Annotated in this window: 10 protein-coding genes and 1 pseudogene; 4 read left to right on the top strand and 7 right to left on the bottom strand. The window is 72.9% G+C overall.

Annotated elements, in window-relative coordinates:
* Window positions 1-35: 35 nt before the first annotated feature.
* A complete protein-coding gene (locus ACZ573_RS27030) occupies window positions 36-401 on the bottom strand; it encodes a DUF1684 domain-containing protein (protein ID WP_471308560.1) in 366 nt (121 codons plus the stop codon).
* A gap of 77 nt (window positions 402-478) precedes the next feature.
* Window positions 479-1,786, bottom strand: coding sequence for a DUF5685 family protein (locus ACZ573_RS27025; protein WP_471308557.1), 1,308 nt, complete (start codon window positions 1,784-1,786; stop codon window positions 479-481).
* Window positions 1,787-2,071: 285 nt separating this feature from the next.
* On the opposite strand from ACZ573_RS27025, the gene ACZ573_RS27020 reads away from it, so the two are divergent.
* On the top strand, window positions 2,072-2,521 hold the full coding sequence (locus tag ACZ573_RS27020; RefSeq protein ID WP_052875748.1) for a cell division protein SepF: 450 nt from the start codon (window positions 2,072-2,074) through the stop codon (window positions 2,519-2,521).
* 9 nt (window positions 2,522-2,530) lie between these two features.
* Here ACZ573_RS27020 and ACZ573_RS27015 read toward each other — a convergent pair whose 3' ends face one another.
* Together ACZ573_RS27015 and ACZ573_RS27010 are read right to left on the bottom strand one after the other, a co-directional pair.
* Window positions 2,531-3,703, bottom strand: coding sequence for an acyl-CoA dehydrogenase family protein (locus ACZ573_RS27015; protein WP_030730023.1), 1,173 nt, complete (start codon window positions 3,701-3,703; stop codon window positions 2,531-2,533).
* Between the two features lie 205 nt (window positions 3,704-3,908).
* A complete protein-coding gene (locus tag ACZ573_RS27010) occupies window positions 3,909-5,585 on the bottom strand; it encodes an MFS transporter (RefSeq protein WP_471308554.1) in 1,677 nt (558 codons plus the stop codon).
* 303 nt (window positions 5,586-5,888) lie between these two features.
* Between ACZ573_RS27010 and ACZ573_RS27005 the strand changes: the two genes are divergently transcribed.
* Together ACZ573_RS27005 and ACZ573_RS27000 are read left to right on the top strand one after the other, a co-directional pair.
* A complete protein-coding gene (locus tag ACZ573_RS27005; RefSeq protein WP_471308551.1) occupies window positions 5,889-7,004 on the top strand; it encodes a hypothetical protein in 1,116 nt (371 codons plus the stop codon).
* Window positions 7,005-7,246: 242 nt separating this feature from the next.
* On the top strand, window positions 7,247-8,377 hold the full coding sequence (locus ACZ573_RS27000) for a phosphatase PAP2 family protein (RefSeq protein ID WP_471308549.1): 1,131 nt from the start codon (window positions 7,247-7,249) through the stop codon (window positions 8,375-8,377).
* 313 nt (window positions 8,378-8,690) lie between these two features.
* Here the strand turns inward: ACZ573_RS27000 and ACZ573_RS26995 are convergent.
* The 3 genes and pseudogenes from ACZ573_RS26995 to ACZ573_RS26985 all read right to left on the bottom strand — a co-directional run.
* Window positions 8,691-9,644, bottom strand: a pseudogene (locus tag ACZ573_RS26995) (helix-turn-helix transcriptional regulator); the annotation flags it as partial.
* Between the two features lie 37 nt (window positions 9,645-9,681).
* Window positions 9,682-10,236 carry an MTB12 C-terminal domain-containing protein gene (locus ACZ573_RS26990; RefSeq protein ID WP_471308547.1) on the bottom strand — a complete coding sequence of 185 codons (555 nt, stop codon included), beginning with the start codon at window positions 10,234-10,236 and terminating at the stop codon, window positions 9,682-9,684.
* 103 nt (window positions 10,237-10,339) lie between these two features.
* Window positions 10,340-11,086: a transglycosylase family protein gene (locus ACZ573_RS26985; RefSeq protein ID WP_471308544.1), complete on the bottom strand. Its 747-nt coding sequence runs from the start codon at window positions 11,084-11,086 to the stop codon at window positions 10,340-10,342.
* 296 nt (window positions 11,087-11,382) lie between these two features.
* Between ACZ573_RS26985 and ACZ573_RS26980 the strand changes: the two genes are divergently transcribed.
* Window positions 11,383-12,189, top strand: a complete 807-nt coding sequence (locus ACZ573_RS26980; RefSeq protein ID WP_373041413.1) for a hypothetical protein — start codon at window positions 11,383-11,385, stop codon at window positions 12,187-12,189.
* Window positions 12,190-12,329 lie beyond the last annotated feature (140 nt).

The raw sequence follows: 12,329 nt of genomic DNA, 5'->3' as shown, positions 1-12,329 counted from the left end.
TGCCCCTGACAAGCGCTGTCGGGAGTGTCCTGTCGTCAGATACCGGTCGCAAGAGCGGCTTTCAGCCTCCGCTCGCCCGTCGCCACCTCGGAGGGCAGCGGGCACCCGGGCGGCGGCAGAGGCCGGATGAAGTGGTCCGCGAAGGCGCGGGGAGGCAGCAGTTGACGATTGAGATCCACTGCGACCGCGCCTCGTGCGTCGGGTATGCCGGGCTTCAGGAACACGATCGTCTCCGTCCGGCGCCACTGCCCCGGAACGGCCGGAATTCGACCTTCCGGGTCGTCGGCGAGCCAGAGGGGACCGGTCAGCGCGAGGGGTCCGTAGGGCGCGGACGCGGCCGCCGCCCTGCGCTCGTGCCATTCCCGCCACGCGGCGTGCGGGTCGTCTGCGTCGTCGCTCATCCCGCTCAACCCTTCCACGCGGGTCCGGGCGGGAATCCCCGCGTACGCCGTCCGGACCTGTGAAATCTGAAAGAGCCTCAGCAGTCGCAGCCGCAGCAGTCACAGCTGCAGCAGCCGTCGCCACCGCCGCCGCCACCCCCGCTGCCGCCGCCGGAACCCGAACCGTTGCAGCAGTCGCAGGACTCGCAGCACTCACAGGCGTCGCACCACGGGTCCCGCTTCTTCCGGGACCACGGGCCCTCGTGCTCGGTGCAGCACATCTGGCAGGTGCAGAAGAGCCCGATGGCCACCGCGCAGCCCGCGAGCAGTCCGCGGCGCGGCCGCTGCGGGGGCGGCGCGCCACCGAATCCGCCCGGGCCCGTGGGCGGCATCCCCGGGCCGCCCGCTCCACCGCCGTACGGGGCCCCGCCGTAGGGGTTCTCGCCGTACGGGTTCTGGCCGTACTGGTTCCCGCCCTGACCACCGTACGGCTGGCCCGCGTACGGGTTGCCGCCCTGGCCTGCGGAGGCCGTCGCCGTGTGGCCGCAGCTGCCGGTGCCGAAGGCCCGGTCCACCGAGGTGCGCAGCTCGTGCACGAGCAGCCGGTGGGCGAGACCCGCGTCGGTGAACTCGACCTCGCCCAGGGCCAGCCTGATGCCGTGGAGGGCGTCGTCGCAGAGCCTGCGGGCCTCGGTGAGCGAGGTCCCGGTGGCGGTGAGCGGGTTCCAGGCGCCCGCGACGGCGTCGGCGCCCTGGTCCTCCACCGCGTCCAGCAGGTGCGCGAGCCGGCCGAAGTACCGGCCGGCCTCGGCCAGTGCGGGTGCGTTGCCTGGCCGTCCGGCCAGCTGCGCGGTATGTGCGAAGGCGGCGGCCGTCGCGGTCTCGGTCGGCTCGGTCACCACGAGCACGGGAGTGCCGGGGCCCGCGAGCGTCTCGATGCCCGCCTGCCGGTCCACGGCGTCGACGAGCACGGTGGTGTCGAAGCCGAGCGAGGCCCCGGTGCGGGCTCCGGCCCGGTCCCAGCCGCGGGCCACCTTGCGCGCGGCGGCGGCTATGGGGGCGCGGGCCAACAGCCCGTCCCGGTCCGCCACGTGGTCGCGCACCTTGGCGGAGGCGAGCACGAGCGAGACGGCGGCGGCGAGCCGCGCCCCCTCGCCCTGGGCCACGGAGGCGGTGCGCATCCCGCGCAGCGGGCAGGGCCCGGCGGTGCGCCGGGCCTCGGGCGCGGTACCCGACTGAGCCTCCGTCAGGACGGAGACGAGCAGCCCGTCATAGTTCGTCACGATCCGGGCGAACTGTCCGTGATCTCCCCGAAGTGCCAGACACAGCCCGCACAGATGGGCCATCCACTCCGCCTTGAACCGCTCTCCCAAGCGGTGCGTGCAAGGTCTCACGATGCCGAACAAGCTGCTTCCCCCGTGTGTCGTACGCGTGCCTGCCGGGCATCGTATCGACCCGCCCGTTTCACCCGTACGTCCGCGTCGCTCACCCGTACGGCGGCGGCAGTCGTATTTTCACTCAGTCAGCAGTGGTAGCCACCAGGATCCTTGACCGTGCAACGGATGTTCTGCACCAGTACCGTCACGAAACCCCTGCGCGGCGACTATCCACTTGGCGCGTTGTCAGCATCATGGACGAGCATAGGGGCAGCGGAGAGAAGACAGACTGACCGCGGTGAAAGGAGGCAGTCCATGGGTTCGGTGCGCAAGGCGAGTGCCTGGCTGGGTCTCGTGGAGGACAGCGACGACGAGCGCTACTACGACGACGACTACGCGGAGGCCGCCCAGGGTTCGGTGGCCGGCCCCGGCGAGCAGTGGGTCACCGACCCGCGGGTCCGCGTGGCATCCGAGTCGGCCGTGGAGCACGGCCGTCGCATCGCGACGGTCACCCCGGACGGTTTCCGTGACGCGCGGGGCATCGGCGAGCTGTTCCGCGACGGGGTCCCGGTGATCGTCAACCTGTCGTCGATGGACCCGGGCGACGCGAAGCGCGTCGTCGACTTCGCGGCCGGACTGACCTTCGGGCTGCGCGGTTCGATCGAGCGGGTGGCGACCAGGGTCTTCCTCCTGACCCCGGCCGACACCCAGATCGTCAGCGGCGAAGCGGGCGGCCGCTCACGCGACTTCTTCAACCAGAGCTGAGCAGGGCTCTCACCGGAAGGCGTCCAGGCCGGTGAGCGCCTTGCCCAGCACCAGCTGGTGCATCTCGACGGTGCCCTCGTAGGTGAGGACCGATTCGAGGTTGGTGGCGTGCCGCATGACGGGGTATTCGAGGGAGATCCCGTTGGCGCCGAGGATGGTCCGCGCGGTGCGGCAGATCTCGATGGCCTCGCGGACGTTGTTGAGCTTGCCGAAGCTGATCTGCTCCGGCCGCAGGGTGCCCGCGTCCATGCGCCGGCCCAGGTGGTGGGCGAGCAGGATGCCCTTGTGGAGTTCCAGGGCCATGTCCGCCAGTTTGGCCTGGGTGAGCTGGAAACCGCCGATCGGCTTGCCGAACTGCTCCCGCGTCCTCGCGTAGTCGAGCGCGGACTCGAAACTGGCCCGCGCCGCGCCCATGGATCCCCAGATGATCCCGTACCGCGCGTGGCTCAGGCAGCCCAGCGGCCCCTTGAGCCCGGTGACCAGCGGCAGCACCGCGTCGGCGGGCAGCCGTACGTCGTCCATCACCAGCTCGCTCGTGACGCTGGCCCGCAGCGACCACTTGTGCTTGATCTCCGGCGCGGAGAACCCGGGGGTGTCGGTGGGCACCGCGAAACCGCGGATCCCCTCGTCGGTCTGGGCCCACACCACGGCGACCGCCGCGACGGAACCGTTGGTGATCCACATCTTGCGGCCGTTCAGCACCCAGTCGGTGCCGTCGCGCTTGGCGTAGGTCCGCATCGCCGCGGGGTCCGACCCCACATCGGGCTCGGTCAGCCCGAAGCAGCCGATGAGCTCGCCGGCGGCCATGCCGGGCAGCCAGCGCTGCTTCTGCTCCTCGGAGCCGTACTTCCAGATCGCGTACATGGCGAGCGAACCCTGCACCGACACGAGAGAGCGGATCCCGGAGTCGGCGGCCTCCAGCTCCAGGCAGGCGAGCCCGTACTGCACGGCGCTGGCACCGGCACACCCGTAGCCCTGGAGGGACATCCCGAGCGCTCCGATGCCACCGAGCTCCCGGGCCAGCTCACGGATCCCGGGCAGCTCGCCGTCCTCGTACCACTGCGCGATGTTCGGCAGCACCCGGTCGGCGGCCCAGGCTCGGACGGTGTCCCGGACGGCGAGGTCCTCGGGCCCGAGGAGCTCGTCGAGCCCGAGCGGATCGTGGGGCAGGAACGCGGACACTGGGCCTCCCGGCGGCCTGAGACAGAACCTAGCAGCGCAAGTTTTGCGCTCGCCCGAAGCTATTCGCCCGGGCCGGGCAAATCCAGCCCCCACCGACCCGGCCCCGCCAACCCAGCCCGCCGCACCCACCCAGCCCCGCCGGCGTTTGAGGCGCGGGGTCCGGGGCAGAGCCCCGGCAACGGCGCCGCACCCGCGGGCGAGACCGTCAGCCCGCCTGCTCGGCCGGGGCCGGGGCCGTGGCCGAAGCCGCCCGCACCTCACCCTTCGCCTGCCCGGGCAACCGCACCGCCTCGCCGGCGGCCGGCGCCGCCTCGTCCTCCGCCGCCCCGCAATCCATCACCCGCGGCAGCTTCAGCGCCATCACCGCCCCCGCGACCAACAGCACCGCGCTCACCAGCAGCGTCACATGCAGTCCGTGCACGAACGACTGCCGCGCCGCCGCGTACAGCGACGCCCCCGCCGGCCCCCCGAGGTGCGCCGCGATCTGGTACGCCTCGCCCAGAGAATTCGCCGCGCCCGCCGAATCCGCCGCCGTCACCCCCGGCACGCCCACGAGCCCCGGCCGGTACGCCGCGTTCATCACGCTGCCCAGCAGCGCGATGCCCATGCCCGCGCCCAGCTGGTACGAGGTCTCGCCGATCGAGGCCGCGCCGCCCGCGGTGGCCGCCGGGGCCTCGCTCAGCATCGACTCGTACGCGGCGAACAGCGTGGTCTGCAGCCCGAAGCCGAGCAGGATGAAGCCGATGGTCAGCAGCAGCGGCCGGTCGTGCTGGCCCATGAGCGTCAGCATCAGCACGGCGCAGGCGGTCAGGACGAAGCCCAGCGACACCATCGTGCGCGGCCCGACCCGCCCCAGGGTGTACGAGCCGGTGGCGCCCGCGGCCATGGCGGCGAAGGTCAGCGGCAGCAGCCGCAGGCCGGTCTCCAGCGGGCTGAGGTGCAGCACCAGCTGCAGGTACTGGACGGCGATCAGCTCCAGGCCGACCAGGGCCAGCATGGCGAGGACGATGCAGGCGACCGAGGTGGAGAAGGCGGCCCGCGAGAACATCCGCATGTCGATCAGCGGGTGCTCGCGCCGCTTCTGCCGGCGCACGAACAGCACGAGCAGCACCACGCCCAGCAGCAGCGGGATCAGTGCCTCGGCGTCGAGGAGCCGGCGTTCGGCGCCCAGCCGCTTGATCCCGAGCACCGTGCCGAGTACGCCGGCGGCGGCCATCAGCGCGCCGAGGACGTCCCACGGCCCGTCGGCGGATCCGCGCGACTCCGGCAGCAGCCAGCGGCCGAGCGGCAGGATCAGTGCCATCAGCGGGATGTTGATGAGGAAGACGGAGCCCCACCAGAAGTGCTGGACGAGGAAGCCGCCGAGCACCGGGCCGCTGGCCGCGCCGATGGCGGCGACGGCGGTCCAGATGCCGATGGCGAGCGCCCGCTCGCGCCGGTCGGGGAAGACCTGCCGCAGGATCGACAGGGTGGCGGGCATGATCATCGCGCCGCCGATGCCGAGCAGGGCGCGCGCGGCGATGAGGACCTGGGCGTTGTCGGCGAGGGCCGCTATCGCGGAGGCCACGCCGAACAGCCCGTAGCCGAGGAGGAGGACGCGGCGGCGGCCGACCCGGTCACCGAGGGTGCCGAAGAGGATGAGCAGCGAGGCGCAGACCAGCGGGTAGGCGTCGACGATCCACAGGAGCTCGATCGAGCCGGGGCGCAGGTCCTCGGTGACGGAGGGGACGGCGACGTGGAGGACCGTCGCGTCGAGCGCGACGAGGACCAGGCTGACGCAGAGCACCGCCAGGACGACCCAGCGGTTGGTCCCACCGGAGGCGGCGTTCAGCCGCTGCCAGGGGGAAGGGGTCCGGACCCCGGCCGCGTTCGTCCCCGACATGCATGTACCTCCCAGGTGATCCCTCGCGCTCGGCGGACCAGCGTCTTGTGGAGCCACGGGGGGTGGTGCGCTGTGCGGCGTCCAACGGGGTCCGGCATCGACACGCGAGTGAACGGTCAGCGTACGCGAGTTCGTCTGACCGGCACGTGGTCAAGCTCTCATCCCGGCTGCGGCCCCGGTGTGGCGTATACCACTCCCTCCACGGTCTTCCTTCCCCCGTGTACACGCGCGCTCACGGCTCGTGGTTTCCGCACGCCACGTTCCCTGCCCCTCAAAGGCGTATCGCCGGCTCCACCGATAATCATGTCTGTGGAAGATCTTGGATTTCGCCGGGCCGCGCCCGCACTGGCCGTCTTCGCGGCGGTGCGGCTGCTCGGGCTGACGGTGCTCGCGGTGTGGGGTGCGGCGGTCGGCAGCAGCCCGCACACGCTGCTGTCGGCCCGCTGGGACTCGCTCTGGTACGCCCGCATCGCCGCGGAGGGGTACGGGTACGAGGTGCTCCTCCCGAACGGGCACGTTCACTCGAACCTGGCGTTCTTCCCGCTGCTGCCGTGGCTGGAACGGGTGGTGTCCGCCGCGACCGGGCTCTCGTACGGCTCCGCGGGTCTGGTGGTGTCGGTGGTCGCGGGGCTCGCCGCGGCTTGGGGGATCTTCGCGGTGGCCGATCGGGTCCACGGCCGCCGGGCGGGGGTGTTCGCGGTCGCGGTCTGGGCGGCGCTGCCGGTCGGGATCGTGCAGTCCATGGCGTACAGCGAGTCACTGTTCACCGCCCTGGCCGCCTGGGCGCTCTACGGGGCCCTGCGCGGGCGGTGGCTGACGGCGGGGCTGCTCGCGGCCGGGGCCGGGCTGACCCGCCCGGTCGGCGCGGCGGTGGTCGCGGCGGTGTGGGTGGCCGCGGCGATGGCCTGGCGGCGCGGGGAGCGGTCCTGGCGGACGGTCGCGGGGGTGCTGCTGGCTCCGGCGGGCGCGGCCGGATACGTGCTGTGGGTCGGCGCGCGCACCGGGGGCGGTCTGCTGGGTTACCTGGACGTGCAGGGCGGCTGGGGCAACGGCTTCGACGGCGGCTGGGCGTTCGCGGGGTTCATCGGGGCGAAGCTGGCCTCGTCCGCGTTCCTCGCCGGGGTGGGACTGATCGCGGGGGTCGGGCTGGTGCTGTGGCTGTACGCGAAGTGTGTCCAGCAGCGGCAGCCGGTGCCGCTGCTCGTGTATTGCGGGATCGTCGTGGCGCTGGCGCTGTGCGCGTCCGGGTACTTCGGGTCCAAGCCCCGGCTGCTGCTGCCCGCCTTCCCGTTGATGCTGCCGCCGGCGGTGGCGCTGGCGCGGTGGCGGACCGGGCGGGCGGCCGCGGTGGTGGGCGCGCTGGCCCTGGCCTCGGCGGTCTACGGGGCGTTCTGGCTGAACGGCTCGGGTCCTCCCTAGAGCCCCCACGTCACGGAACGGATCATTCCGGTCCATCTTTCAGCAAAAGAAATGGCCCGCGCGGCAATAAAGTCCGGATAAGTGACCGAAACAATTCAGCGAGGCAGTGGATCAAGCAGCCGCCAACCGCTGTCGAAATAGCGGGAATTAAGTCCCGCATGAGACCAACTCCACATCACATGGTCATCACAAAGCCCGCGATTCGCCCGGGCCGACCATCGACGGGCGGTAACGTCGATTGAGTGCGTACCGACCAAATCCTGACCCGTCTGGAGCGGGTGTTCGCCCGGCTGGACCGGGAACCAGAGCGACCGGCTCATCTGCAAACCCCGCAGATGAGCCGGCACCGCGTCGTACTCCTGGGATCGACCCTCGCCTTCTATCTCGCAATCGTGGTTGCCGTACTGACCACTTCCTGGCTGGTCCGCCTGGACTGGCAGATCATGTTCTTCCGGCCCTACGAGCAGTGGCCGCAGCTGCACGCCTTCCTCGACTATCTGGTCGTGCTGGGCCAGCGCGGACCCACCGCGGTCATGGTCGCCGCCTGGCTCGGCTGGCGCTCCTGGCGGCAGCACACCCTCCGCCCGCTGATCACCCTCGGCGTGGCGCTGTTGCTGCTCAACATCACCGTCGGCTCCGTCAAGCTCGGCCTCGGCCGGCTCGGTCCGCACTACGCCACGGAGATCGGATCCGCCGAACTCTTCGCCGGTGGCGATATATTCCCTTCCGGTCACACCGCCAACGCCGTGGTGACGTGGGGAATCCTGGCCTACCTGGCCTCCACCGGGGTCACCCGCCGGGTGCTGTCCGTGGTGTCCGCAGTCGTCTCGCTGAGCGTCGGCGCCACCACCGTGTACCTCGGCACCCACTGGGTCAGCGACGTCCTGCTCGGATGGTCCGCGGGCCTGCTGATCCTGCTGGCCCTCCCCTGGTTCGAGCCGCTCATCGCCCGGACCGAGGCCTACGTCTTCGACGTGCGCGAGCTGCTGCGCCGCCGCGCCGAGACCGGCCGGATGCCCGCGCCGGTCGTCTCCGTGCTCACCCCGCTGCTCTCGGCCGGCGGCAAGTGGCAGCTGCGGCTCCCCGCCGGGACCGCTGCCGACACCGCCGGGAAGCCGGTCCCGCAGCCCGTCACGGCCACCGCGGCCGTGCCGGCCACCGCGGCCACCTCGGGCGCCGCAACCACCACGAGCGCCGCGGGCAACGCCACCGCGCACTCCCCCACCGCCCGGCCCTCCGCGCACCCGGCCGGCCGGCCGCACGTGATCCGCTCCGAGCGGACCCCGGTCACGCCGGTCGGCAGCCGCCGCCCGGCGCACACCGAACGGGCCCCCGCCCGGGGGGCCGCGGCCCGTCCGGTGGCCGGCGGCTGACGTCCCGCCGCGGGGGCGGTACGCACCACCTCTCCCCGCGACACACGAAGGCGGGCCAGGTCCTCGGACCTGGCCCGCCTTCGCCGTTCGTCAGCACCACGCCCGGACGTTCGTCCGTCCCGGGTCACGCTTGTGTCACAGAATATCAACAGCCGCACATTGTTTACCGGTCCGCGACACGCCCGGGGTTCAGAGGGTTTGGAATTTGCGCCGAACCCTGCCGAATTCCTGTCCGGGATTGCCACGGTCCTCTTGGACCAGACCAGTTGAATCCCCCTCAGCTCCCCTACATTTCCTTCACTTCTCCGGTCTCCACGGCCCTCCCCAGGAGATCCCGTGCGGCCCTGATCCGATCCGTCAGCTCCGGCGGCTCGACCACTTCGAACTCACAACCGAGCAGCATGACGTGAATCACGAGAACGTCCAGGTTGACCGCCCCGGTACGCAGCAGACAGCTCTGCCCGTCGACCGGTTCCAGGACCCCGTCGCTCGGCCCGATGATCCGTGCCGCGTCCTGCGCCGAAACCTTCAGCCGCACCACCGCGCGGGCCGCGTACACCCGCTGCGACACGCCCTCGGAGACGTACGCGGCGAGGTCCTCGGCGGGCGCCGGGCGCGGGGTGAACCGCGGCCCGTGCGGAGGCCTGGGCTCGATCCGGTCCGCGCGGAAGGTCCGCCACGCCTCCCGGTCCAGGTCCCAGGCGACCAGGTACCAGCGCCGCTCCGTGCACACCAGCCGGTGCGGTTCGACGGTGCGGCGGCTGACGTTGCCTCCGTGGTCGCGGTATCCGAAGCGCAGCCGCTCGCCGTCCCGGCAGACCGAGGCCAGCTCGGTCAGCACCGAGGGGTCCACGGTGGAGCGCTGGGCGCCGCGCAGCATCGTTACGGTGAACTCGTTGAGCGCCGACACCCTGCGGCGCAGCCGCGACGGCAGTACCTGCTCCAGCTTCGCGAGGGCTCGTACGGAGGCCTCCCCGATGCCCTCGACCCCGTTCCCGGCGGCGGTCCGCAGGCCCACGGCGACGGCCACGGCCTCGTCGTCGTCCAGCAGCAGCGGCGGCAGCTCGGCCCCCGCGCCCAGCTGGTAGCCGCCGCCGGTCCCGGGGCTGGCGTTCACCGGATACCCGAGCTCCCGCAGGCGGTCCACGTCGCGCCGGACCGTCCGCGCGGTGACCCCGAGGCGGTCCGCGAGATCGGCCCCGGTCCATTCGCGGTGGGCCTGCAGCAGGGACAGCAGGCGCAGGAGTCGTGCGGAGGTGTCGAGCATCCCCAGAGTCTGCCAGCGCGCCGCGACCGGCCGGGCCTCAGCAGACCAGCGGGGGTGCCTCGGCGCCGCTGAGCTCGACGAGTGCGCAGAGGGTCTTCGCGGAGACCTTCCAGACCCCGTCCTCCAGCACCGCGGTCCCCTTGCTGCCGGGCAGTACCGTCTCGTCGCCGACCTTCAGGTCGTAGGTCACCTCGGCCTCGGTGGGCGAGGTGAAGGTGACGCCGGTGACCTCGACGGAGGTCTTGGCCGCTTCGGCACCGGCCGAGAAGCCGTCCAGCAGCACCTTGAGGAGGTCGCCGTGCTGCAGCAGCCCGGCCTTCTCATCCGTCGGGGTCTGCGGGTCGAAGAACGCGGTCCAGTTCTTCTCGATCTGATTCTCGGCCGCCGCGGGATCCGCGGGCCCGTCCGCGGCAGGCAGGATCAGGACCGCGGCGGACGGTGGCTCCGGGGGCCCCGCCGCCACCGCGGGCGCGGACCACCCCACGGCCGCCGGGACGGCCAGCAGGACCGCGGCCGCCGTGCAGGCCGCGGCGCGTGCGGGTGCGCGCGGGTGTACGTGTGGGTGGGCGCGCGGGTGTCTGCTCTGGAGCATCTGGCTCACCGCCGGTGTCCGGGCGAGCCGTTCGGCTCGTCGTTTCCAGGGTCGGCGCCCGCACGGCATCCCGCAACGCGCGGACGGCCCGGGGCGGCCCCGGTCAGGGGCGCGGGGCCGGTGGCGGAGCGGCCGGAGCGGTGACCGGCACCGGCGCGGGCGTCAGCGCGGGCACCGGCGCGGGCGTCAGCGCGGGCACCGGCGCGGGCGCCGACCCGGCCGGGGCCTGCGGCGGGGCGGCGGGCTCCGGGTTCGGGAGGACCAGCAGCATGCCCACCGCGAGGGCCTCCGGCTTCGGCCCGATCCGCTCCCGGTTCGCCTCGTACAGGGCCCGCCAGCCGCCCCGGACCCGGTGTTTGCGGGCGACCGACACCAGCGTGTCGCCGTCCCGCACCGCGTGCATCCGTCCGGCCAGCCCGTACCGCTTGGAGCACACCGGCCACGCGTTCCATCCCTGCGAGCCGAGGACGTCCTCCGCGACCCGGATCTGCTGCACGCGGCTGGCCAGGTCGGCCCGTTTCGCGAACGCCGGCCCGCCGAACTCCTCCCACGTCGGCTGCCAGAACTGCAGCCCCCCGTAGAAGCCGTTGCCGGTGTTCACCGCCCACCGCCCGCCGCTCTCGCAGTCGGCCACGCAGTCCCAGGGCCATTGCCCGCCCGGTCCGCAGTCCCCGGGCCCGTCCCCGATCACACCGGGCGAGCCGGGGTGCGCCGCCCCGGCCGGCCCGGGCGCCGGTGGCGGGGGAGCCGCGGCCACGGCCGCGGCCGCGCGGGGCAGTACGAGCGCCAGCACGGCGGCGAGCACGACGGCGCCGCCGGATACGGCCCGACAGGTCCGGTGGTGGGGCATCGGGTCACGCTACGCAGCCATCCGCGGCTCCCTGCGGCGCGCCACGCGGCAGGTCACCGCATCCCACCCGGTCGGCCGACCGCCACCACCGCCCCAAACGGCCACACCTGGGCATCAACTGAGCACAAGCAGAAAACAGTTGGCACGGAAGCGAAGCTCCGGTCGCACGGTTCACCCTTCCGGGGGCCAGGTTCGAATCCGTTCCCTCAAATGGCGTGACCCCGGCCGCCGCTCGGCCGTTGAGCCCGGCGAGCCGGGAGCCTCCCGGACCCGCACCTATGCCGAGGAGCCACCCCGTGCCGCGCATGCTCGACGTCAGTGATGAGGTACGTGCCGAGATCGGTGACGAAGAAGCCGACAGGCTGCTCGTCGGCGAGGACGCGCCGCGCAGTTACGACTGCACCTCCTGCCGTACCCCGGGCGACCCCGAGAACGACCGCACCAGCACGGTGCTGTTCGTCGGCGAGGAGACCGCCGTCCTCGCCTTCGCCCACGCCACCTGCATCCCCTCGCAGGTGGTCTCGGTCTCCGAGGAGCAGCTCCAGGGCGCCGTCCGCAGCATCACCGGCGACAGCCCGGCCGCCGCCGGCGGCCCCGGCGCCGCCCCGCAGAACGTGCCCGGCGGCCAGGCCGTCCTCGGCATCACCAGCGGCCTGATCCTGATCGCCGGGGAGCTGCACCCCGCCCTGGTCGTCGAGCCGACCGCGCCCATCGCCCGCCCCGGCAGCGACGGCCCCGGCGACGACTTCCTGCCGCTCCTGATCGAGCAGGGCTTCATCCCGGTCACCGACACCTCCGAGGTCCCCACCGTCCTCGGCGGCTGGTCGGTCCTGCTCGCCGCGGGCCAGCTGCACGCCGTGCTGCAGCCGGGCAACGACGGCGGCCAGGTCGCCTGGTGGCAGGCGCACCAGGCGCTGTCGGTCACCGACGGCTGGCGGGCCGCCGTCAACAAGACCCAGCGCGTGCTGATCTACGCCGCCCCGGTCGGCTCCATCGGCCAGCAGCCCCGTGAGGACCTGCTGCGCGACGCGCTGGACAAGGCCGCCGCCGCGGGCAAGCTCGTGGCCGCCGCGATGCCGCTGGCGGGTACGCCCGGCGCCTGATCCCAGCCGGTACGAGAACGGCCGCCCAGCCCCCCGCCGAGGGGGCCGGGCGGCGTGCGCCGGGGGTGTGCGGTCCGTCCCGCACACCTCCGGCGATCTGCGTTTCGTCCCCTGTCAGCCCGCATCCGCAGCGCGCCGGT

The sequence above is a fragment of the Streptomyces sp. NPDC040545 genome, from assembly GCF_055595065.1.
This window is presented reverse-complemented; position numbering and strand designations above follow the sequence as displayed.